The following is a 20,142-nucleotide window of genomic DNA, read 5'->3' as shown; positions in this document are numbered from 1 at the left end:
CTTCCGGGGGCCCTGCGGCCTCCGGTCCTCCCGGATCTCGAAGTCCACTGCAACTCCCTACGAACGGGGTGTTGCAACGACCTCTTGAACTGAAGTCAGGGACCCGGGGGTTCTTTGTTGTTCAGGGTTGGTGGTCGTGCCGGGAACAGCCGGGGCGGTCGGTGGGGTTGCATCGGGCGAGGGGGCGGCGCCGGATGGGCGGGGTACCCGGAGACCAGGACGTATGTCTGCAGGAGGACTGTTTCATGACTGACCGGCCCTTGACGCTCATGGCCGTACACGCCCACCCCGACGACGAGGCCACCGGCACCGGAGGGGTCCTCGCGCGGTACGCGGCGGAAGGCATCCGCACGGTTCTCGTGACCTGTACCGACGGCGGCTGCGGTGACGGACCGGGGGGTGTCAAACCGGGCGACCCCGGGCACGATCCGGCGGCGGTCGCCCTGATGCGCCGCCAGGAACTCGAGGCGAGCCGGGACGTCCTGAAGATCAGCGATCTGGAGACGCTCGACTACGCCGACTCCGGGATGATGGGCTGGCCGAGCAACGACGCCCCCGGATCCTTCTGGCGGACCCCCGTGGAGGAGGGCGCGGCCCGGCTCGCGGACCTCATGCGGCACTACCGGCCCGATGTGGTCGTCACCTACGACGAGAACGGCTTCTACGGCCATCCCGACCACATCCAGGCCCACCGCATCACGATGGCGGCGCTGGAGACGACCGGGCTGACACCGAAGGTGTACTGGACCACGATGCCCCGCTCGGGGATGCGGCGGTTCGGCGAGCTCATGCGCGAGTTCCATCCGGACATGCCGGAGCCGGATCCCGCCGAGGCCGCCGCGATGGCCGAGATCGGCCTCCCCGACGACGAGATCACCACGTGGGTGGACACCACCGCGTTCAGCGGCCAGAAGTTCGACGCGCTGGCCGCGCACGCCAGCCAGGGCGAGAACATCTTCTTCCTCAAGCTGGGCAAGGAGAGGTTTGGCGAGTTGATGGGCATGGAGACGTTCGTACGAGTCCAGGACGCCACCGGCGCGGCCGTACCCGAGAACGACCTCTTCGCCGGACTGCGCTGATCCGCCCACGCCAACGCGCTCCCGGGCACCCGAGTCGCAAGCTATCTGTTCCCTCACGTAGGTGAAATCTGTAGTCGTCGGAGTAGACATTGGGTTCCGGTGCGGTTAGGCTTTTGCTTGTCAACAGAGGTCAAGTGAGCCCGGCAGACACGAACTGGCGGGCAGCGGTATGTGAAGTCCGTAGAGCAGTGCAGTTCTGGTTCGGAGGAAGGACGGAGGACGCAGACGCCATCAGGATCGCCCGGCCCGAGTCGTCCTCGGCCGGGTACCGCAAGACCCCGGATTGGAAGGTGGTCCCCGGTCACGCAGCCGCGATCCCCGCACCCCCCTTCTGCAGGGCCGGTAGCGGCGACAGAAGGTCGGCAGAGCACGAGAGCCGACGGATGGTGTTGAATTTCCTTCGGGGCCCTGGTGCCGTACGGCACCAGGGCCCCTCGACGCGTTGCATGACGAGGTGACATGACAGCAGACAACCCCCTCAGTGATCGTCTGGACGACGACGACTACCCCGCGTACACCATGGGGCGGGCCGCCGAGATGCTCGGTGCCACCCCGGCCTTCCTCCGAGCCCTCGGTGAGGCTCGCCTGATCACTCCGCTCCGCTCCGAAGGCGGACACCGCCGGTACTCCCGCTACCAGCTGCGGATCGCCGCGCGGGCCCGCGAGCTCGTCGACAAGGGCACCCCGATCGAGGCCGCGTGCCGCATCGTCATCCTCGAGGACCAGCTCGAGGAAGCTCAGCGCATCAACGCCGAGTACCGCCGGCGCGCCGAGCAGGAAGCGTCCGACGCTTCCCTTCCCGCTTCCGGCTGACCACCGGGGCACGCCCCGGCCGGCTCGCACCCGCACGACGCCGGACCGCGTCGCCCGCGTACGCGATGGACCGACGCCACGACGCCGACCGGACGCAGGGGATCCGTACGGCTTCCGGTCAGGTCGGGGGCACCACGGGCAGGATGATGCGGGACGGGTGGGCGGGGTCGTGGAAGATCCGCTGGCGGGCCGTTCGGGGCGTCGTCGCGGTGTGTTCGGGTTCGCCCGTGTTGAGGTTGCGGTCCCAGCGGGGGAAGTTGCTGGAGGTGACCTGGACCCGGATGCGGTGCCCGGCGCGGAAGACGATGCTGGTCGACCAGAGATCTACGGCGTGCTCGGCCGGCTCGCCCGGGGCCGCCGTCCGTACCCGCACGACGCCGTCGGTCACATTGCGGGAGACGCCGTTCTCGTCGACGTCGCACAGGCGGGCCACCCAGTCCGTCGAGGGGCCGTCGGTGGCGGCGAAGAGCACCACCGAGACGCGGCCCGTCACCTCGACGTCCTCGGTGAGCGCTTCGGTGGTGAAGACCAGGACGTCCTCGCGCGCCTCCACGGCCGACTGGTCGAGCGGGCCGGGCGGGAACTCGTCCGTCATGAGGAGGCCGCCGCCCAGGAGGAGCGCGCCGCCCATGGTGGGTACCGGGTCCGTCGGGTCATAGGTGAACTCCTCGGCCGGCTCGGCGGTGGACGGCGGCTCAGGGGTCAGGCGGCCGTCCGCGCGCAGGTGGAGGTCCGTGTCCACCGCGCGCGACAGGGGCCATTCCGTCTCCTCGCGCCACTGGTTGACGCCCATGACGAAGAGCAGCACCTGGCCGGTGTCCGGCTCCGGTGGTTCGCCGTCGCCGAGCGTGCGCCGGAACCAGTCGAACTGCAGGTCGTGCAGGCGTCCGCGCAGGCCCATGAACTCCGAGTTGGCCGCGAACCCGAAGTTGACGTCCCCGACCACGTGCCGCCAGTTGGTGTGGGACCACGGGCCCATGACCAGCGTGGCGGGCCGGCCGGCCCGGCGCATGGCCGTGAAGTTGTCGAGCGTGCCCTGGCTGAAGATGTCGTACCAGCCGCCGACCTGGAAGGTGGGCAGGTCCACCTCGTGGTGTCGGCCGGCGACCCGGGTGGACGCCGCCCACGCGGGCTCGCGGCGGGAGCGTTCGTAGCCGAGTTCGGGCAGGTCGTGGCGGGCGAACGCGGGGAACCGTCCGGCGGGCAGCTCCCCGTAACCGCCGTCGGCCAGGCCGTCGAAATCCTGGATGAGTGCGGTGATGCCGTTCACGAGCCCGTCGAGGTCGGCGCTGTGACGGCGTATCAGGGTGTCGGCGCCCTGGAGGAGGGTCCAGGGGACGCTGAGGCCGAGTTCGATCGCGCCGCCGCGCGTCCACAGCCCGTCGTCCGGATCGGACCAGGTGATCATCGGCGCGATGGCCTTCAGCTCCGGCGGCTTCGACAGCGCCGCCATCCACTGGGTGTTGCCGAAGTAGCTGCCGCCGATCATGCCGACCGCACCGTTGGAGCCGGGGAGGGCGGCGGCCCACCGTACGGTGTCGTGGCCGTCCCTCTCCTCGTACGTGAGCGGATCCCACTCGCCCTCGGAGGCGAACCGGCCGCGGGTGTCCTGGACGACCACCATGAACCCGCGCCGGACGGCCGCCGACGGATCGAGCACGGCCGTCATCATGGGGGTCTGCTTGCCGTACGGCAGCCGGCACAGCAGCACCGGCCACGGTCCCGGGCCGCCGGGGCGGTAGACGTCCGCGCGCAGTACCGTGCCGTCACGCATCCGCGCCGGGAGGTCGAGTTCGATCCGGATCTCCGCCATGCACCGCTCCTCGGGCCGGTCGGTCAGTGGTCTCGGGGGTCAGGCCACCGCGTTCAGCAGGTCGGCCAGTACGTCGGGGCGCTCCAGGGCGATGAAGTGGCCCGCCCCGGGGACCTGGGTGAAGTCGGCGGCCGGGAGCAGGTTCCTGTTGGCGTCGCGGTCCGAGGGGCGGGACCAGTCCTTCTCGCCGTAGACGAGGTGGATGGGCGCCTTGGCCTCGGGGTAGCGGGTGCGGGCCGCGATGAGGCTGGGCAGGGCCTGGTACACGGCCCGGGCGACGGTCGGGTAGCCGGGGCGCGTGCCGACCTGGAGGAGCTCGTCCACGTAGTCCTCGCGCAGCGCGCTCTTGTCGCCGAGGCCGCCCTGGAGGATCGTGCGCAGGGCGGGCTTGGGCTCGACCCCGGCGATCACGGGACCCACTCCGGGCGCCAGGACACCGCTGACCACCACGCGGGCGAGGAGGCCGGAGCGGGCGATGCCGCCGCGGAAGTCGTAGGCGTTGACCGCGACGACGCGGCGGACGCGCTCCGGGAGGTCGGCCGCGGTGGTCAGGGCGAGCACCGCGCCCATGGACTCGCCGACCAACGTCACGTCGTTCAGGTCGAGTTCGGTCAGCAGCCGCTCGACGCCCGCGCGCATCGCGGGTTCGTCGTACGACGCCCCGGGCACGATCTCCGAGTAGCCCATCCCCGGCAGGTCGAGGGCGTAGACGGTGTACCGGTCCGCGACCAGCGGGATGAGCCGGCGGAAGTGCTCGGCCTGGGTGCGCACGGTGTGCAGCAGGACCAGGGGGGCGCCGGTCCCCGCCTTGAGGTAGCGCAGCTGTCCGTCACGGCCGCCGCGCGGGGGAATCGTGTGGGTGGTGGTTCCCGGGATGTGGATCGTGGGACGTGACTCTTGGCTGGGCATCTCGCCGACTCCTTGGGCGTGAGGGATTACCGGAACGGTCGCTCGCGCCGGAGCGAGGGAAACCGATCGGTTTCCATCAAGGTAAACTGATCGGTTTCCGGGCGCAAGTCCGACGGGCACGCGACTTCACCGGGGCGTTCCGTACCCGTGGATACCTGGGATGACGAGCTCTCCGCCGGTCTGTCCGGCCTGGTCGATGTCGGCATCCGTCAGGCCGAGCCGGAGCTTGAGGCCGAGTCTCCCGACCGTGTCGTACAGCCACTCCGGGACGGTGTCGGGGGTGAGGTGCAGCCGGAGGGCCGGGGGCAGTGGGACGCCTTCGACGCCGGACAGGGTGCCGGTCAGGCTCTCGACGTACAGGGTGATGCGGTCGCCCTGCAGCGTGGAGGTCGAGCCGGGGGCGCCGTCGATGTGCTGGATCTGCGGGCCGTCGGGTACGGCCATCTTCAGGTCGCCGATCGTGACACCCGCCGCGGAGAACTTGAGCACCCGCTTGGGTCCGGCGGCCGTGTCCACGGTCACCACGCCACCGAAGACGAGGTCGCGCAGGTCGAGGCGGGTTCCCTTCAGGTTCCAGGACTCGGCGGCGAATCGGCCGACGCCGGTCTCCTCGGGAGCCTTGAGGTCGCTGATGTCGCAGGTGCGGGAGGTCTGCGGGGTGGGCGCCGGTCGGGACGAGGGATCGGCGGTCCGGCGGTTGGGGGTGGGTGAGGCGTGGTGGGCGGGGGGTGGTGCGTCGGAACTCGTCGAGGAGGTCGGGGCGTCGGAACTCGTCGTGGTCGTCGCTGCGTCGGACGGCTTCGCGGTCGCCACTGCGTCGGACGGCTTCGTGGTCGTCGGGGTCGGCGCCGGTGGAGTCGGTGCGGGGCTCGTGTCGGGTCGGGGGCTCTGCTCCGCGCTGTCGCCGGGCAGGAGGGAACCGAGGAGGTCCGCAAGACCGGTGGGGGCGGCGGCGGCCGTGCTCGGTGAGGCGGTCGGAGCCGGGGCGGGGTGCGCCGGGGCCGGGGCGGTCGGAGCCGCGGCCGGGGCCGTCGGAGCCGGGGCCGCACCCGTCGCCCCGTCGGTCCCGCGCCCGGGCGGCCCGCCCGTGGGGGCACCGCGGGTGCCGGGAACGGCGGAGGGGGCAGGGGTGGGAGTGGGGGCGGGGGCCGCCGTGTCGGCCGGGCGGTCGCAGTCGACGCCGGCGGCAGGCTCCTCCTCGGGAGCGGAATGAGCCGCGGTGGCACTCGTGTCGACCGCGGGCGGACGCTGCCCCGCCAGGACGAGGACGGTCGGCAGCGCGGTCAGGGCGAGAGCCCTCCCGAGCGGCCGGCGCAGGCGGGTCAGCGCGGACGTACGGGGGAGGGCGTGCCGGGCTCCGGACGGCCGTACGGCATGCGGGTCTACGGCCATGTCGCGATGAGTGTCTACGGCCATGTCGCACGCGTCGGCGAACCGGTCAGGCATGCCGCGCGCGTCGGCGAACCGCTCAGCCATGTCACGCCCGTCGACGAACCGCTCAGCCATGTTCCGGCTCTCCCTCCGGACCGGCGGTGTCCGCGGCCGGGGCCACCGGGCCCCACGACAGGGCAAGGAGTCCCCCCGTGGCCGCGCACAGCGTGCCGGCGAAGAATCCGCCGAAGTTCGAGAGGGGCAGTGACAGGACGCCGAGGAAGACGGCCACGCAGCCGGCGAAGAACCTGATGACCGGCTGGAACCACAGGAGTCCGCCGAGGACGATCAGCGTCAGTCCGATGACCAGGGATCCGGCGCCCGCGGTGGTGGACATCGCCACGGACAGGGCGCCCAGGGAGAGGTTGAAGTACGGGAAGTAGATGATCGGCGCGGCCGCCAGGAGGACCAGCAGGCCCGCCCAGAAGGGGCGGGTGCGCCGCCAGGTCCGGAAGTCCTGGCGAGCACGGGCGAAGCCGCTGTCACTGTGCGGGTGCGCGGATGCGCCGGCACTCGTCATGGGGAGGGTCCCAACTCGTCGGCGGGCGGGGCGGATTGCGGCAGGCTCAGAAGCAGTCGTGGCGGCCGGCCGCGATGTTCATGTGCAGGCCCGCGAGTTCGAACGTCCCGGCGGAGGTGGCCCAGACCTTCTGGTGGGCGTCGATGATCTCGATGGAGTCCGCCTGCTGGGCGTAACCGTCGGGGTCGACATGGTCCTTGGGGTTGACCTGGCCCTTCGTGATGGAGCCGGTGGCCACACCGATGTCGACGTTCCTGAAGGTGCCGGACCTGGCCTGGAGGTCGGTCATGTCGATGTACAGGTCCTTGGCCTTGACGGCGGTGCCCTCTCCCCCGGCCTTGAGCGACATCGTGTAGGTGCCGAGCACGGGGATGTCCACCGGCACGGACTGGCACATGTCGGTGATCTTCGCGTTCTCCAGGGCCGAGACGGAGACGGGTATGTGCTTGCCGTTCTTGGCGACGTCCACCGTCGCGTAGTTGGCGAATCCCGACCCGCTCAGTGAACCGGCGGAGACCTTGAAGTCGGAGCCGGAGATGCTGAAGGAGGCGGCCAGCGCGCCCTGGGCCATGGAGACGCCGACCGCGGCGGTGGCGATCACCGTCGGGACCGCGCCGATGGCGAAGCGCTTCCAGTGGGTCCTGCCGATTCGCTGGGGCATGCGTGGCCCTCCGTTGTCGAGGTGTACGGGAAGCACTCGATAGGTCCACTATCGAGCGGGCCTGATAGTGGCACTATCGGGCTCGCTGGGGCAACCCCCGGTAACGCGATACTGGAGGGACAGGTGAGCGTGAGGGAGCGCATGAGGATTTCGGAGCTCAGCCGACGGTCCGGGGTGCCCGTGGCGACCATCAAGTACTACCGACGGGAGGGGCTGCTCCCCGAGGGGCGCGCACTGAACCCGACCACGGTCGAGTACGACGAGGAGCACATCCAGCGGCTCCGTCTGATCCGCTCCCTCATCCAGCTCGGCGGGCTGTCCGTCGCCCGCACCCGGGAGGTGCTCGAAGCCGTCGAGCAGCCGCTGGACGCGTTCGAGACCCTGGCCGTCGTCCACCACGCGCTGCCCGTCCCCTCCGCTCCCGCCACGGAGGCAGGCGAGGGTGCCGCCGAGGGGGTGGCGGCCGACAGAGCCGTCGAGCGGGTCGAGTCGCTCATCGAGAGCATGGGCTGGCGGATCTCCGACGCGTCACCGCACCGCCCGGCACTCGCCGAGAGTCTCGCGGCGCTGAGCCGGCTCGGCACCGACTACACGGCCGCCGACCTCGTCCCCTACGCACAACTCGCCACCTCCACCGCGGACTTGGACTTCGCCCAACTCGAGGGAATCGAGGACCAGATCGCGCTGGCCGAACGGGCGGTGGTCCTCAGCGTGCTGTTCGAGCCGGTCGTCAGGCTGCTGCGGCGGCTGGCCCAGGAGGACGCGAACCATCGGCGCCACGATCGCCAGGCGTGCGGGCAGGGAGAGCGGCCGGTCGAGTAAGCCCGGCTTGCATCATGGAAACCGATCTGTTTTCCTCAGTGGAAACAGATCGGTTTCCGACCCATGGTCGGGGCCATGACCAGCGACCAAGGGGAAATGTGAGTACCACCTTCGACCGCGGGGCCCCCGCCCCCGGCACAACAGACTCGGGCCGCCGCGGCTCACACGCCGTGCGCTGGTGGGTGCTCGTCGTGCTGGGCGTGGCGCAGCTCATGGTCACGCTCGACGCGACCGTCGTGAACATCGCGCTGCCCGAGGCGCAGCACGACCTCGGCTTCAGTGACGGCAGCCGCCAGTGGGTCATCACGGGGTACGCCCTGGCGTTCGGCAGCCTGCTGCTGCTCGGGGGCCGGCTCGGTGACCTGTTCGGACGCCGTACGACCTTCGTGACCGGCCTGGTCGGTTTCGCGGCCGCGTCCGTGGTCGGCGGCGCGGCCGACAGCTTCGAGATCCTCGTCGCGGCGCGTGTGGCCCAGGGCCTGTTCGCCGCGCTGCTCGCGCCCGCCGCGCTCTCCCTGCTGAGTGTGAGCTTCACCGACCCGGCCGAGCGGCCGAAGGCCTTCGGCATCTTCAGCGCGCTCTCCGGTGCGGGCGCCGCGGTCGGGCTCCTGCTCGGCGGCATGCTCACCGAATGGGCGTCCTGGCGCTGGGTGATGTACGTGAACGTCGTCTTCGCGGGCGTCGCGCTGGTCGGTGCGCTGCTGTTGCTGGCCAAGCCCGCACACACCGAGCGGCCGAAGATCGACGTTCCCGGCACGGTCGTGGTGAGCGCCGCGCTGTTCGGGATCGTCTACGGGTTCGCGCACGTCGAGTCGACCAGCTGGACCGACCCGGTCGCCCTCGGCTCCATGATCAGCGGCGTGGTGCTGCTCGCGGTGTTCGCGTGGCTGGAACTCCGGGTCGCGCATCCACTGCTGCCGCTGCGGGTCGTACTGGACCGGACCCGGGGCGGTTCCTTCCTGGCCGTGTTCGTCCTGGGCATGGGGATGTTCTCGATCTTCCTGTTCCTGACCTACTACCTGGAGGCGAGCATCGGCTACTCGCCGATCGAGGCCGGGCTGTCCTTCCTGCCGATGGTCGGCGGCATCGTCGCCGCGTCGACCACGGTGCCGTCGCTGCTGCTGCCCCGGGTCGGCCCGAAGATCGTGGTGGTCGCCGGCTTCCTGGTCTCCGCGTCCGGCATGGCCCTGCTGACCCGGCTCACGCTGGACAGCACCTACGTCGCCCACATCATGCCGGGCATGATCCTGCTGGGCCTCGGCATCGGCGCGGTGATGACCACCGCGTTCCAGGGCGCGACCGCGGGTGTGCACCACGAGGACGCGGGGGTCGCCTCGGCGCTGATCAACACCAGCCAGCAGGTGGGCGGTTCGATCAGTACGGCGCTGCTGACCACCGTCGCCTCCTCGGCCGCGACCGACTACCTGTCCTCGCACAAGCCGAGCGCGCTGACGGCGGCGCAGGCCGGGGTGGAGAGCTACACGGCCACCCTGGCGTGGGGCGCCGGGATCTTCGTGGTCGGCGCGGTGCTCATGGCGTTCCTGATGCCGAACACGGCTCTGGCGCCGTCGGAGGGCGAGCCCGTGATCGCCCACTGAGGCCGGGCCCACCGGCAGACGCACGTAAACCGATCGGTTTTTAATGAGCCGGAATCGAGTTAACCTCGCCTTATGACCACCGAAGCAATGCCCAGCTCCCGAGAGCGCCTGCTGGAGGCAGCGGCCACCCTCACCTACCGCGACGGCGTCAACATCGGCGTCGACGCGCTGTGCAAGGCGGCGGGGGTGTCCAAGCGCTCCATGTACCAGCTGTTCGAGAGCAAGGGCGCCCTGCTGGCGGCGAGTCTGGAGGAACGCGCCTCCGCCTATGTGACGGCACTCCTCCCCGCGGCGGACGACGATCGCCCGCCCCGCGAGCGGATCCTGCACGTCTTCGAACAGGCGGAGGCGCAGGCGGGCGCGCCCGACTTCCAGGGCTGCCGGTACCTCGTCGTGCAGATCGAGCTCAAGGACCCGGGCCACCCCGCGAGCCAGGTGGCCCACCGGGTCAAGGCGGACCTGGCGGCCTTCTTCCGCGCCGAGGCCGAGCGGGGCGGGGCGAGCGACCCGGACCTGCTGGCCCGGCAGCTGATTCTGGTCTTCGACGGCGCGAGCGCTCGCGCGGGGATCAAGGCGGACACGCGGGGCGGGCTCGTCGTCCCCACGGTGACCACGCTGCTCGACGCGGCGGGCATGCGCTGACGCCTCGAAGGGGCCGGAGGAGGGGCTTGCGCGGGAAAACCGATCGGTTTACGGTGGTGAAACTGATCGGTTTCTCGCCTGTGACGGCGAGCCTCGTACCCGTTTCCCCAGGAGCCCGGATGACTGCCGCGCGCGACACCGACGGGCGACCCGCCCACCCCCCGCTTCCCGCGAAGCTGGCGGCCCACCCGTCGGTACGGGCCGTCCTCGCCCGGCGCGGGACGGATGCCGCGGCGAGCCCGCCGGCGGTGATCGACGCGCAGTGGCTGCGCGAACTGTGCCTCGCGGCCGGAGCGGACGACGTCGCCGCGGTCAGCCTGGACCACCCCGACCTGGCCGGTGAGCGCGCGTACGCGCGGTCCGCGCTGCCCGGCACCCGCTCCCTGATCGCGATGGCGGTCCGGATGAACCGCGACAACTGCCGCTCCCCCGCCCGTAGCGTGGCCAACCAAGAGTTCCACCAGGCCGACGAGCAGGCCAACCACGCCGCCCGCAGCGTCACCCGGGCGCTTCAGGACGCCGGATACCGCGCGCTCAACCCCTCGGTCGGCTTCCCTCAGGAGATGGACCACTTCCCCAGCGAGCGGATCTGGGTGGTGGCGCACAAGACGGTCGCGGTGGCCGCCGGGCTCGGCGTGATGGGCCTGCACCGCAACGTCATCCACCCGAAGTTCGGCAGCTTCGTCCTGCTGGTGACCGTCCTGGTGGACGCGGAGGTGAGCGCGTACGGACAGGCGCTGGACTACAACCCGTGCATCGACTGCAAGTTGTGCGTCGCCGCCTGTCCGGTCGGCGCCATCGCCAAGGACGGCGCCTTCGACGCGCTGGCCTGCACCACGCACAACTACCGCGAGTTCATGAGCGGGTTCACCGACTGGGCGCAGACCGTGGCCGACAGCGAGGACGCCGCCGACTACCGCTCGCGGGTCAGCGATTCCGAGAGCGCGTCCATGTGGCAGAGCCTGAGTTCGCCGCCCGGCTACAAGTCCGGCTACTGCCTGGCCGTCTGCCCCGCCGGCGAGGACGTCCTCGGGCCGTACCTGGACGACCGCAAGACGTTCATGGACACCGTGCTACGACCGCTGCAGGACAAGAAGGAGACGCTGTACGTCCTTCCGGGCTCCCCCGCGCAGGAGTACGCCCGGCGCCGCTTCCCCCACAAGCCGGTCAGGGAAGTCACCGGCGGCTGGCAGCCCCCGGCGCGGCGTTCCGCGTCCGGCGACCGGGAGACACGTACGTCATGACCGGGTCGACCACGGAAGGGAAACGGAGCCCCAGGGAGCGCCTGCTGGAGGCGGCCGCCACGCTCACCTACCGGGACGGCGTCACCATCGGTGTCGAGGCGCTGTGCAGGGCGGCGGGGGTCTCGAAGCGGTCCATGTACCAGCTGTTCGAGAGCAAGGACGAACTCCTGGCGGCGAGCCTGAAGGAGCGCGCGGCCGCCTACGTGGCGACTCTGCTGCCCGCGGCGGACGACGGGCGGTCGCCGCGCGAGCGGATCCTGCACGTCTTCGAGCGGGTGGAATCGCAGGCGGGGGCGCCCGAGTTCCGGGGCTGCCGGTATCTGGCCGTGCAGGTCGAGCTCAAGGACCCGGGCCACCCCGCGAGCCAGGTGGCCCGCGGGGTCAAGGCGAATCTGACGGCCTTCTTCCGCGCCGAGGCGGAACAGGGCGGGGCGGGCGACCCGGACCTGCTGGCCCGGCGGCTCAGCCTGGTCTTCGACGGCGCGAGCGCCCGCGCGGGGATCCAGGCCGACCACCTGACCGGACTCGTGGCGCCCATCGTGGCGACGCTGCTCGACGCGGCAGGCGTGCACTGAGGCTTCGCCGTTCGGGTCCGGGGTCCCGCAAGGCGATCCGAGGTCCCGGAAGGCGAAAGGGCCCACCGACTCGGTCGGCGGGCCCTCGTGAAGTTCGGGGCTAGGTCATGTCCGCAAAGTCCCGTCGTCCGCCCGGAGGGCGGGCCCGGCGGCGTCGTGGGGGTCCCCCGCTCGAGCGCAGCCGAGAGTGGGGGAGCGTGCTCTCGGCGTGCCGGGCGGAGACCCTCGTACTGGTTGTACGTGGGGCTTCGCCCGGCACGGCGAGAGGGCGTGCCAACCGTCGCCGGGCTGGGGGTACCCCCTCTGGGGGAGGGACTTTGCGGACACGGCCTAGGGCTTGAGCACCGCGAGCACGTCGTCGAGGGAGACGGCGGTGGGGTCGCTCATGTCGGAGCCGTCGAACGTCTGCCAGATGTAGGACGCTGTGCCGTCCTCCCGCAGCGGGTGCAGGTCGGCCAGTTCCGGGTCGTCCCGGAAGCTGTTGAACGCCTCCTCGGAGTCCCATTCGACGAGGAACAGGACCTGCCGCGGCGCGAGGTCACCGGTCACGTTGTCCCGGAAGCGGCCGAACGCCACCATGCGGCCGCCGTACTTCGGGGCCGCCTCGGGCAGGCGGCTGAAGTACGCGAGGTATTTCTCCAGGTCGACCACGTCGAACATGTTCAGGGCGTAGAACTTCTTCTTCTCCGCGTTCGCACTCATGGCACGCTTTCCTATTCGGCGAGCTGGGGGTACAGCGCGGCCAGGTCGCCCGCGAGGCCCGCCTTGACCTGGCGGGAGATGTCGTCGGCGAGCACCTCGTGGGCGCCGGTCTCGATGCCGTCGAGGGCGAGCGCGGCGATGTCCCGGGGGTGGGACTTGGGCGCGTCGACGCCCGCGGTCAGGTCCGTGTCGACGTAGCCGACATGCAGGCCGGTCACGGCGATGCCGCGCGGCTTGAGTTCGAGGCGCAGGGAGTTGGTCTGCGACCACAGGGCGGCCTTGGATGCGCTGTAGGAGCCGCCGAGCGCGATCCAGGAGAGCACGGAGTGCACGTTGAGGAGGTGGCCGCCGCCGTTGCGCTCGATGACCGGCGCGAAGGCGCGGGCCACGAGGAGGGGGCCGTAGAAGTTGGTCTCGAACTCCCGGCGTACGTCGTCGATCGGCGAGTCGAGGAAGGACGCGCCGACCGAGGCACCGGCGTTGTTGATCAGCACGGTGACGTCCTGGGCCTGTGCGGCGGCGGCCGCCACGGAGGCCGGGTCGGTGACCTCCAGGGCCACCGGGACGGCGTCCGGGTGCGTCACGCTGCGCGGGTCGCGGGCCGTGGCGTAGACCTTGCCGGCACCTCGCGCGTACAGCTCTTCCACCAGCGCCTTGCCTATGCCGCGGCTGCCGCCGGTGACGAAGACGCTCGCGCCCTTCACAACAGTCATGACTCTCCCTCGACAATGAAAAACCGATCGGTTTCCAGAAGCGTAAACCGATCGGTTTCCATACGCAAGCGCGGCTACCCGCGGGGGCGGTTCCAGGCCTTGTGGACGAACTCCAGGCGGTTGCCGTCGGCGTCCCCGACGTTGGCCGCGTAGTAGCCGGGCGCGAAGTGGGGGCGGTCGGCCGGCTGCCCCTCGTCGATTCCGCCGGCCTTGAGGGCTGCCGCGTATGCCGCGTCGACGGCGGCGTCGCTGTCGCAGGCGATGCCGAGGTAGAGACCCGTCTCACCGGGCGCGCGCCGGCGCAGCCAGATGCTGGAGCCGACGCCGGTCCCGGCGATGTAGACGGGGTCGCCGATGCCGAAGAGGTCGGGCACGTCGGCCGGCCCCGAGGAGGAGCTGTAGCTCCCGAACTCCCGCCAGCCCAGGGGCCGGAGGGCTTCGAGGTAGAACGCCGCCGCCGTGTCGACGTCGGTGACCGAGAGGTACACGTGGTCGATCATTCCGCGCTCCCGCTCCATGCGGCGGCGTTCGTGCGCGCGAACTCCCGGAAGGTCCGCGCCGGCCGGCCGGTGATCTTCTCCACGGTGCCGTCGGGACGCGACCCGTCGCCCGACGCGACCGTCTCGGTCAACCGGCGCAGTACATCGCCGTATTCGACGGGGACGCCCGTCGCCAGCACGCCCGCCACCCATGTCTCGCGGTCCGTGTCCTGGTGGATCAGCTCTCGGCCGGTGACCTCGCCGATCACGGCGGCGGCCTCGGCGAACGTGAGGGCATGCGGTCCTGTCAGGCCGTACTCCGCGCCGGCGTGGGCGGCGGGGTCGGCCAGGGTGGTCGCGGCGACGGCGGCGATGTCCTCGACGTCGATGAACGCCTCGGCACCTGCGCCGGTGGGGACGACGACGGCGCCGTTCACCGGCCTGAGGAAGCTCTCGCTGAAGTTCTGCATGAACCACGCCGGGCGCAGGACGGTGTGGGTCAGCCGGTCCCGCCCGATCAGGTCGAGCTCGACCGAGCGGCTCGCGACCTCCCGCGGCGCGTGCTCCATGCCGTACGCGCTGAGGAAGGTGACGTGCTCGACGCCGGCCGCCTCGGCCGTGTCGAGGAACGACGAGACGTCGGGGGCGAAGTCGGTGCGCAGGACGGGCGGCATCAGATAGACCCGGGTGACCGCGTCGAGCGCCGGGGCGTAGGTGTCACGGTCCCTCCAGTCGAACGCCACGTCGGTGCCGGACCGCGCGGCGGTGCGGACGGCGAGGCCGCGGTCTCGCAGATCGGAGACGACGCGGGAGCCGGTCTTGCCGGTCGCCCCGAGGACGAGGATCGTGGGCTGTTCTTCACTCATGCCTCTACGGTCCTTTGCCGGGATGCTCCTATCAATGCGCATTCCGCTCAGATCGCAACGCGTTACGCTCATTCCATGGACGTGTTGCAGGACCATCTCGTGCGGGCCCGGGCGTCGGGTGCCGTCTTCGCCCGCTCCGTCGCCCTCCCGCCCTGGGGGCTGACCCTGCCGGGCTCCATCCAGCTCTCGCTCCACACCGTGCTGCGCGGTCACGCCTGGCTCTGGCAGGACGACGCCGCCGACGCCGTACGGCTGCTGCCGGGTGACCTCGCGATCGTCGTCGGCGGACGGGACCACCACATCGCGGACGAACCCGACCCCGGCGCGTGCGTCTCCCACGAGGAGTTCTGGGCGGCCACGGCGGACGACGACGCCGCCGACCCGGACGCCGCCGTGTTCCTGTGCGGCGCCTACCGCCTCTCCGGCGACGTCGGCCGGAGCCTCGTCCAGGCGCTCCCGCCCGTGCTGGTCATCCGGCCGTCCGCCCACGACCAGGTGCACGACGTCGTCTCCCTGATCTCGAGGGAACTCCAGGAGTCGGCGCCCGGCAGCCAGACCGTGCTCGACCGCCTGCTCGACGTGCTCCTGGTCCTCGTACTGCGCGCGTCCTACGAGCAGAGCTCGCACGCGCCGCGCTGGTACCGGGCCGCCGAGGACCCCCGGCTCGGGCGGGCGCTGCGGGCGATGCACGAGGAACCGCACCGCGGCTGGACCGTCCCGGAACTCGCCCGTCTGACGGCCATGTCCCGCCCGTCGTTCGCCCGCCACTTCGAGCGGGCGCTCGGGCAGACGCCGATGCAGTACCTGACGGACTGGCGGCTGACCCTGGCCCGGGACCACCTCCTGGCGGGCGAGCTCACCCTGGAGCAGATCGCCCGCAGGACCGGCTACACCTCGCCCAACGCGTTCGCGGCGGCGTTCCGTCGCCACCACGGTCTGCCACCGGGGCGCTGGCGCGAGGCGAACGCGCCGGTACCGCCGTCTTCGCCGTCCTCCCGCTCCTGACACCCGAATCGTTGCCGTGCCGCGTACAACCCTCAACAGGCCTGCCTTGCCTGACGGTTGGCCGTTCAGGAAGGGCGGGATCAAGATGGCGAAGACAGTGTGGAGCGCGGTGGCGGCCGCCGGTGCGGCGATCGTGTTCACGGGGGTGGCCGCGGTGCCGGCCGGGGCGGCGGAGGGCGGGGTCTCCTTCAGCCGGGTCACGGTGAACGGCGGGAAGCCGATCGTGATCGGGGTCAAGGCGGAGGTCGAGGTGCGGGCGTCCTTCCGGATGACGACCACGCTCAGATACGACTACGGGCCGACGGTGTTCCCCTACCGGGGGACGCTCGGCAACCCGGACACCGTGCAGAGCGGCATCCTCACCAGCGACTGCGAGGTCGTGGACAGGGCGAAGGGAATCTGCGACTTCGAGGAATGGCTGTACATCGACCCGACGTACGTCGACTTCGGGAACGAGGACGCCGGCACCTGGAAGAGCGCCGGTCGGGTCTTTCTCCCCGGTGACGCCCAGGACATCGACAACCTGAACCTCCCGTTGCAGCTCAAGCGGGCCACCCGCGTCACCGCCAACGCCTCCCCGGAGCCGGTCGCGGCGGGCAAGACGATCACCGTGACCGGCCGGGTCACCCGGGCGAACTGGAACACCCACACGTACCAGGGGTACGCGGGCCGCACGGTGAGCCTCCAGTTCAAGGCGGCGGGCGCCTCCTCGTACACGACGGTCAAGAAGGTGACGTCGAGCAGCACGGGGGCGCTCAAGACCACGGTGAAGGCCACGGGGTCGGGGACGTGGCGCTGGACGTACTACGGGAACTCCACGTCCGGGGCGAAGTCGTCGACCGGGGACTATGTGGCTGTGCGATAGATGACGTGCGGGGTTTACCTGCGGGCGGGTCTACCTGCGGGCGGGTCTACCTGCGGGCCGGGCGTTTGACGCCCGCCCGCGCCGCCTTCTCGATCCGCTCCGCTCCGGCGTTGTCACGGTCCTCGTTCCTCGCCGTCCAGTCCTTCGGCTGCGCGAAGAGCATCTCCCCGCCGCCGGGCACGATGAACGCGCCGCCGAAGGGCTCGTTACCCGCGAACCAGACGCCGTCCTCGATACCGACCGGCCACCGTCCCCGCCCCAGGGCGTCCTTCGCGCGCAGGGTGAAGGGGGTGCCTTTCTGGTCACCGAGGCGGAGATAGAGCGTGTGGGTCGACTCCATGCCGATCTTCTCGACGGGGCTGCGGAATGCGAGCGGATAGGTGCGGCAGACCTTCGCGCACCTCCGGGTCGCACTCACGCGGCCGGCCAGAAGGAAGAGCGTCCACACCACGCCGAACATGCCCACGATGGCCACCGGCAGCAACCAGTCGATCCGCGTGAAGAAGATCTGGACCCACAGCAGCAGGAACACCGGGAAGAACGTGAGGAAGTTCCGCACCGCGACGCGGTAGTGGTAACGCACCGCACCCCGGAAGTCCGTTCCATCGGTCGCGTACCGCGCCGTCATCCGAACGGGCTCCTTTCGTCCGTCGCCGAGCCGGAGTCCGAGCTTAAAGGATGAGCAAAGACACCCCAGGTCGGTGACCTGGGGTGTCTGCTCGTCCGGGGTCAGCCCAGGGTTGACTTCACCAGGGCGGCCGCTGCCCTCATGCCGGCCTCGTTGGGGTGGTACGTGGTGCGGCCCGAGGCGGGCTTGTACTTTTCCACCCAGGGGTCGGTCGCGCAGGCGTCGTGGCCGTGGCTGGCTGTGGCGAAGCGGACCAGGGTCGCGCCCGTGCGGGTGGCCGTGTCGATGTAGGCCTGGGCGAGGCGGACGGCGACCGTGCGCTCGTAGATCCGCTGGTCGGCGGTGAGCGGGACGCCGTCGCAGCCGCCGGTGTCGGGCAGCAGGGTGGAGTAGCTCACCAGGAGGATGCGGGCCTGCGGGGCCCTCGCCTTGACGGCGTTCACGACGTTCTCGATCTTCTGGCCGACCTGGCCGAGCGCGGTGTTCATCGCGCCCTGGTCCACGGTGCCGCAGTTCGTGCCGCCGCTGTTCTGGCAGGAGTACGTGACCATGCTGCCGAGGTAGTTGACGTCGTTGCCGCCGATGGTGATCGTGACCAGGTCGGTCCCGCTGTTCACGGCGTTGATCTGCGGCGGCTGCGCACCCTGGTCGGTGGTGAGGATGTTGGCCGTCGTGGCGCCGCTGCAGGTGACGTCCGTCAGGTTCGCCCCGATGTCACGGGCCACGATGCTCGCGTAGTTGTCGGACGACCGCATGCACGCCGCCGCCCCGCTGCTCGACTGCAACGGCGGGATGCTCGGGCCCGCGGCGAACGAACTGCCCAGCGCGACGTAGTCGAGACCGGCCGCCGAGGCGACCGAGTCGGCGGCCAGGGACACCTGTTCCTTCGACTGCCCGGCGGCACCGTCCGCGGCGGTGCCGCCACCGCAGGCGGTGAGCGTGAGCGCACCGATGATCAGGGCCGCGCAGGCCGTCAGGGCGTTCCGTCGGCGGGTGTTCGTTGCCATGACTCTCTCCTGGTCTTCGTGATACGGATCTGCACTGCGAGGTCCAACGGGCGTTCCGGTGTCACCAGTTCAGGGCGTCGCCCATCTCCTGCTGCCAGTACGTGACCTTGATCGAGTCGTCGATGTAGGCGCCCTTGGCGGGCAGCGCCGGGTGGGCGGCGGCGCCGACGTTTCCGTTCATGGAGCGGCCGGAGAAGTAGACGGTCAGGGACTTCGCGGTACGGCCGTTCGTACCGCTGCCGTCGGTGGCGGACAGGCTGACGGCCGCGTATCCGGACTGGCCGGGCTCGAGCGTGACGACCGCCTGCGGCTGCGAGTCCTCGATGACCGGGGGCTCGGACTGGGCGTCGGTGAACTGGACGCTCGGGTAGCCGTAGAGGAAGCAGGTCCTGCTGCCGGTGTTGGTCACGGTCAGCAGCATGTGGTTCACGGGGCGGGTCAGCGGGGCCGCGACCGTCTTGGTGACGGAGCCCTCGCAGGTGACCGGCGCGGAGTTCTTCGACGCGGAGGTGCCGGTGGCGGACTTTCCGGCGGACTTTCCGGTGGCCTTGTCGGCGGAGGAGCCCGTCGAGGTCTTCGACCCCGTGGAGTCCGACGTACCCGTGGTGCCGGACTCCGCGGCCGGCGACGCCGTAGCGGACGAGGTGCTCGGGGAGGCGGTCGCCGCCGCGTTCTCGGCGTGGGGGCCCGTTCCGACGTTGCACGCGGTCAGGGAGAGCGCGCCGAGTACGGCGGTCGCGGCGGCGGCGGCGAGACGGGTGCGGGAGGTGCGGTGAGCGGACATGTCGGTGTTCCCCTTCGGTGTTCGGGTGGCGTTGCTGAGTGGATGACCGAAGCTTGCGAGGTGATCCGTCCCAGCCGCCACGCCCGACGGGGTATCGGGGACGCTGGAATGCCGAAATGCCGTCTGAGCTGGGAGAATGCCGTCGCCCTGGAACGCGTGAATGGGACGCGAGGGCTGCCGGGAACGAGCCTCGCGGTCAGCGGGAGAGGCGTTGCCGGGTGGCCGCGCTCGTCCGGGGACGGCCTTGGGACCTGTCCGGCGGATCATGCCGGCGGGGGTGGAGGCGGTGGAGGTGGCTCCGTCGCGGTGCGTACCGGCTACGCGGACGAACCGCGCCGGACCGCCGCCGGCCGGCGCGGCTCCCGGCACGTCGTCCACATGAGGTGACGCGTCGTCACTGGCCGATCGGGTTGACGTACGTGGCCGGGTGGGTCGCTGCGTCCTGCTTGAGGATCTGGCCGCCGAAGGGCCACTTGAGGGTGAAGTGCTTTGTCTCGTTCGGCGGGGTGATGAGGAACTTCACGGGGACGAACTTCTCCTTGCGCGGGGTGGACTTGGCCACCGGGAGCAGGGTGATGCTGAAGTCCACGGTGTCGCCCCGCTCCAGGGTGATCTTCTGGGGCTTCTCGGAGGAGCGGACCAGCGACCAGGTGCCGTCGGTCTTCTGGGCGCCGATCATGTCGACCCCGGCGAAGCCGGACAGCGTGCAGGTGTGCCGGCTCTTGTTGGTGAACCAGACGAACGCCTGGGTCTGCTTCCTGGTCTGCTTCATCTCCGGCTTGGCGTCGCCCCCCGTGGCGAACCCGGCCTTGAGGTCTGCGGTGTGACAGCGGCTCGGCCCGGCCGCGGCGGGCGCGGCGGAGGCCGGGACGACGGCGACGACGGTACCGGCGGCGACGGCCGCCGCGAGGACCATGACGGTCAGCTTGCTCTTCATGACGTTTCGGGTTCCCCTCGGGTACGGATCGGCGCGCCGGGTCAGTGGG

The 20,142-nt window shown here is 70.9% G+C and carries 22 protein-coding genes; 9 read left to right on the top strand and 13 right to left on the bottom strand.

Features of this window, described 5'->3' with window-relative positions:
- The first annotated feature begins 245 nt into the window (after positions 1 to 245).
- Together ABZ896_RS07150 and ABZ896_RS07145 are read left to right on the top strand one after the other, a co-directional pair.
- A complete protein-coding gene (locus ABZ896_RS07150) occupies positions 246 to 1,079 on the top strand; it encodes a PIG-L family deacetylase (RefSeq protein ID WP_360923176.1) in 834 nt (277 codons plus the stop codon).
- A gap of 459 nt (positions 1,080 to 1,538) precedes the next feature.
- Positions 1,539 to 1,892, top strand: coding sequence for a MerR family transcriptional regulator (locus ABZ896_RS07145; RefSeq protein ID WP_360923173.1), 354 nt, complete (start codon positions 1,539 to 1,541; stop codon positions 1,890 to 1,892).
- A 118-nt stretch (positions 1,893 to 2,010) separates the two neighbouring features.
- On the opposite strand, the gene ABZ896_RS07140 is transcribed toward ABZ896_RS07145, so the two are convergent.
- The 5 genes from ABZ896_RS07140 to ABZ896_RS07120 form a co-directional block, all read right to left on the bottom strand.
- Complete coding sequence (locus ABZ896_RS07140) at positions 2,011 to 3,705, bottom strand: CocE/NonD family hydrolase (protein WP_360923170.1); 1,695 nt, start codon at positions 3,703 to 3,705, stop codon at positions 2,011 to 2,013.
- A 39-nt stretch (positions 3,706 to 3,744) separates the two neighbouring features.
- On the bottom strand, positions 3,745 to 4,614 hold the full coding sequence (locus tag ABZ896_RS07135) for an alpha/beta hydrolase (RefSeq protein ID WP_360923167.1): 870 nt from the start codon (positions 4,612 to 4,614) through the stop codon (positions 3,745 to 3,747).
- A 126-nt stretch (positions 4,615 to 4,740) separates the two neighbouring features.
- Positions 4,741 to 6,120, bottom strand: a complete 1,380-nt coding sequence (locus ABZ896_RS07130; protein WP_360923164.1) for a hypothetical protein — start codon at positions 6,118 to 6,120, stop codon at positions 4,741 to 4,743.
- Positions 6,113 to 6,565: a DUF6114 domain-containing protein gene (locus tag ABZ896_RS07125; RefSeq protein WP_360923161.1), complete on the bottom strand. Its 453-nt coding sequence runs from the start codon at positions 6,563 to 6,565 to the stop codon at positions 6,113 to 6,115. The genes ABZ896_RS07130 and ABZ896_RS07125 overlap by 8 nt, the downstream gene beginning before the upstream one ends.
- Positions 6,566 to 6,611: 46 nt before the next feature.
- Positions 6,612 to 7,226 (bottom strand): DUF6230 family protein, encoded by a 615-nt coding sequence (locus tag ABZ896_RS07120; RefSeq protein ID WP_360923158.1) that lies wholly within the window; start codon positions 7,224 to 7,226, stop codon positions 6,612 to 6,614.
- 141 nt (positions 7,227 to 7,367) lie between these two features.
- On the opposite strand from ABZ896_RS07120, the gene ABZ896_RS07115 reads away from it, so the two are divergent.
- From ABZ896_RS07115 to ABZ896_RS07095, 5 genes are all read left to right on the top strand, one after another.
- Complete coding sequence (locus ABZ896_RS07115) at positions 7,368 to 8,048, top strand: MerR family transcriptional regulator (RefSeq protein WP_360923155.1); 681 nt, start codon at positions 7,368 to 7,370, stop codon at positions 8,046 to 8,048.
- Positions 8,049 to 8,146: 98 nt separating this feature from the next.
- Positions 8,147 to 9,646 (top strand): MFS transporter, encoded by a 1,500-nt coding sequence (locus tag ABZ896_RS07110; RefSeq protein WP_360923152.1) that lies wholly within the window; start codon positions 8,147 to 8,149, stop codon positions 9,644 to 9,646.
- Between the two features lie 72 nt (positions 9,647 to 9,718).
- On the top strand, positions 9,719 to 10,288 hold the full coding sequence (locus ABZ896_RS07105; RefSeq protein WP_360923149.1) for a TetR/AcrR family transcriptional regulator: 570 nt from the start codon (positions 9,719 to 9,721) through the stop codon (positions 10,286 to 10,288).
- 119 nt (positions 10,289 to 10,407) lie between these two features.
- Positions 10,408 to 11,532, top strand: a complete 1,125-nt coding sequence (locus ABZ896_RS07100; protein WP_360923146.1) for a 4Fe-4S binding protein — start codon at positions 10,408 to 10,410, stop codon at positions 11,530 to 11,532.
- Positions 11,529 to 12,107, top strand: a complete 579-nt coding sequence (locus tag ABZ896_RS07095; protein ID WP_360923143.1) for a TetR/AcrR family transcriptional regulator — start codon at positions 11,529 to 11,531, stop codon at positions 12,105 to 12,107. The genes ABZ896_RS07100 and ABZ896_RS07095 overlap by 4 nt, the downstream gene beginning before the upstream one ends.
- A 330-nt stretch (positions 12,108 to 12,437) precedes the next feature.
- On the opposite strand, the gene ABZ896_RS07090 is transcribed toward ABZ896_RS07095, so the two are convergent.
- The 4 genes from ABZ896_RS07090 to ABZ896_RS07075 form a co-directional block, all read right to left on the bottom strand.
- Positions 12,438 to 12,809 (bottom strand): DUF1330 domain-containing protein, encoded by a 372-nt coding sequence (locus ABZ896_RS07090; RefSeq protein WP_360923141.1) that lies wholly within the window; start codon positions 12,807 to 12,809, stop codon positions 12,438 to 12,440.
- 11 nt (positions 12,810 to 12,820) lie between these two features.
- Positions 12,821 to 13,522 carry an SDR family oxidoreductase gene (locus ABZ896_RS07085; protein WP_360923138.1) on the bottom strand — a complete coding sequence of 234 codons (702 nt, stop codon included), beginning with the start codon at positions 13,520 to 13,522 and terminating at the stop codon, positions 12,821 to 12,823.
- Positions 13,523 to 13,596: 74 nt separating this feature from the next.
- Positions 13,597 to 14,022, bottom strand: coding sequence for a VOC family protein (locus ABZ896_RS07080; RefSeq protein ID WP_360923135.1), 426 nt, complete (start codon positions 14,020 to 14,022; stop codon positions 13,597 to 13,599).
- Positions 14,019 to 14,867 carry an NAD(P)H-binding protein gene (locus ABZ896_RS07075; protein WP_360923132.1) on the bottom strand — a complete coding sequence of 283 codons (849 nt, stop codon included), beginning with the start codon at positions 14,865 to 14,867 and terminating at the stop codon, positions 14,019 to 14,021. The genes ABZ896_RS07080 and ABZ896_RS07075 overlap by 4 nt, the downstream gene beginning before the upstream one ends.
- Before the next feature lie 75 nt (positions 14,868 to 14,942).
- On the opposite strand from ABZ896_RS07075, the gene ABZ896_RS07070 reads away from it, so the two are divergent.
- Positions 14,943 to 15,872, top strand: coding sequence for an AraC family transcriptional regulator (locus ABZ896_RS07070; RefSeq protein ID WP_360923128.1), 930 nt, complete (start codon positions 14,943 to 14,945; stop codon positions 15,870 to 15,872).
- A gap of 85 nt (positions 15,873 to 15,957) precedes the next feature.
- Positions 15,958 to 16,737: a hypothetical protein gene (locus ABZ896_RS07065; protein WP_360923125.1), complete on the top strand. Its 780-nt coding sequence runs from the start codon at positions 15,958 to 15,960 to the stop codon at positions 16,735 to 16,737.
- 46 nt (positions 16,738 to 16,783) lie between these two features.
- Here the strand turns inward: ABZ896_RS07065 and ABZ896_RS07060 are convergent, their stop codons facing one another.
- The 4 genes from ABZ896_RS07060 to ABZ896_RS07045 all read right to left on the bottom strand — a co-directional run bounded on the left by ABZ896_RS07060 (position 16,784) and on the right by ABZ896_RS07045 (position 20,093).
- Positions 16,784 to 17,365 carry a hypothetical protein gene (locus ABZ896_RS07060; protein ID WP_360923123.1) on the bottom strand — a complete coding sequence of 194 codons (582 nt, stop codon included), beginning with the start codon at positions 17,363 to 17,365 and terminating at the stop codon, positions 16,784 to 16,786.
- 101 nt (positions 17,366 to 17,466) lie between these two features.
- The gene (locus tag ABZ896_RS07055; protein ID WP_360923120.1) at positions 17,467 to 18,372 is read right to left on the bottom strand and encodes an SGNH/GDSL hydrolase family protein; all 906 of its coding nucleotides are present in this window, start codon (positions 18,370 to 18,372) and stop codon (positions 17,467 to 17,469) included.
- A 61-nt stretch (positions 18,373 to 18,433) separates the two neighbouring features.
- Positions 18,434 to 19,156 carry a DUF4232 domain-containing protein gene (locus tag ABZ896_RS07050; RefSeq protein WP_360923117.1) on the bottom strand — a complete coding sequence of 241 codons (723 nt, stop codon included), beginning with the start codon at positions 19,154 to 19,156 and terminating at the stop codon, positions 18,434 to 18,436.
- A gap of 394 nt (positions 19,157 to 19,550) precedes the next feature.
- Positions 19,551 to 20,093 carry a DUF4232 domain-containing protein gene (locus ABZ896_RS07045; RefSeq protein WP_360923114.1) on the bottom strand — a complete coding sequence of 181 codons (543 nt, stop codon included), beginning with the start codon at positions 20,091 to 20,093 and terminating at the stop codon, positions 19,551 to 19,553.
- Positions 20,094 to 20,142: the final 49 nt, after the last annotated feature.

Source organism: Streptomyces sp. NPDC047072, assembly GCF_040643855.1.
Classification (GTDB): Bacteria; Actinomycetota; Actinomycetes; order Streptomycetales; family Streptomycetaceae; genus Streptomyces.
This window is presented reverse-complemented; position numbering and strand designations above follow the sequence as displayed.

Bases quoted from the DNA above. Each gene is read 5' to 3' on its own strand.
- ABZ896_RS07145 (WP_360923173.1), top strand. From the start codon at position 1,539: ATGACAGCAGACAACCCCCTCAGTGATCGTCTGGACGACGACGACTAC.
- ABZ896_RS07105 (WP_360923149.1), top strand. From the start codon at position 9,719: ATGACCACCGAAGCAATGCCCAGCTCCCGAGAGCGCCTGCTGGAGGCA.
- ABZ896_RS07140 (WP_360923170.1), bottom strand. From the start codon at position 3,705: ATGGCGGAGATCCGGATCGAACTCGACCTCCCGGCGCGGATGCGTGAC.
- ABZ896_RS07050 (WP_360923117.1), bottom strand. From the start codon at position 19,156: ATGTCCGCTCACCGCACCTCCCGCACCCGTCTCGCCGCCGCCGCCGCG.
- ABZ896_RS07075 (WP_360923132.1), bottom strand. From the start codon at position 14,867: ATGAGTGAAGAACAGCCCACGATCCTCGTCCTCGGGGCGACCGGCAAG.
- ABZ896_RS07065 (WP_360923125.1), top strand. From the start codon at position 15,958: ATGGCGAAGACAGTGTGGAGCGCGGTGGCGGCCGCCGGTGCGGCGATC.
- ABZ896_RS07150 (WP_360923176.1), top strand. From the start codon at position 246: ATGACTGACCGGCCCTTGACGCTCATGGCCGTACACGCCCACCCCGAC.
- ABZ896_RS07045 (WP_360923114.1), bottom strand. From the start codon at position 20,093: ATGAAGAGCAAGCTGACCGTCATGGTCCTCGCGGCGGCCGTCGCCGCC.
- ABZ896_RS07120 (WP_360923158.1), bottom strand. From the start codon at position 7,226: ATGCCCCAGCGAATCGGCAGGACCCACTGGAAGCGCTTCGCCATCGGC.
- ABZ896_RS07060 (WP_360923123.1), bottom strand. From the start codon at position 17,365: ATGACGGCGCGGTACGCGACCGATGGAACGGACTTCCGGGGTGCGGTG.
- ABZ896_RS07115 (WP_360923155.1), top strand. From the start codon at position 7,368: ATGAGGATTTCGGAGCTCAGCCGACGGTCCGGGGTGCCCGTGGCGACC.
- ABZ896_RS07055 (WP_360923120.1), bottom strand. From the start codon at position 18,372: ATGGCAACGAACACCCGCCGACGGAACGCCCTGACGGCCTGCGCGGCC.
- ABZ896_RS07085 (WP_360923138.1), bottom strand. From the start codon at position 13,522: ATGACTGTTGTGAAGGGCGCGAGCGTCTTCGTCACCGGCGGCAGCCGC.
- ABZ896_RS07130 (WP_360923164.1), bottom strand. From the start codon at position 6,120: ATGGCTGAGCGGTTCGTCGACGGGCGTGACATGGCTGAGCGGTTCGCC.
- ABZ896_RS07125 (WP_360923161.1), bottom strand. From the start codon at position 6,565: ATGACGAGTGCCGGCGCATCCGCGCACCCGCACAGTGACAGCGGCTTC.
- ABZ896_RS07095 (WP_360923143.1), top strand. From the start codon at position 11,529: ATGACCGGGTCGACCACGGAAGGGAAACGGAGCCCCAGGGAGCGCCTG.
- ABZ896_RS07135 (WP_360923167.1), bottom strand. From the start codon at position 4,614: ATGCCCAGCCAAGAGTCACGTCCCACGATCCACATCCCGGGAACCACC.
- ABZ896_RS07070 (WP_360923128.1), top strand. From the start codon at position 14,943: ATGGACGTGTTGCAGGACCATCTCGTGCGGGCCCGGGCGTCGGGTGCC.
- ABZ896_RS07100 (WP_360923146.1), top strand. From the start codon at position 10,408: ATGACTGCCGCGCGCGACACCGACGGGCGACCCGCCCACCCCCCGCTT.
- ABZ896_RS07090 (WP_360923141.1), bottom strand. From the start codon at position 12,809: ATGAGTGCGAACGCGGAGAAGAAGAAGTTCTACGCCCTGAACATGTTC.
- ABZ896_RS07080 (WP_360923135.1), bottom strand. From the start codon at position 14,022: ATGATCGACCACGTGTACCTCTCGGTCACCGACGTCGACACGGCGGCG.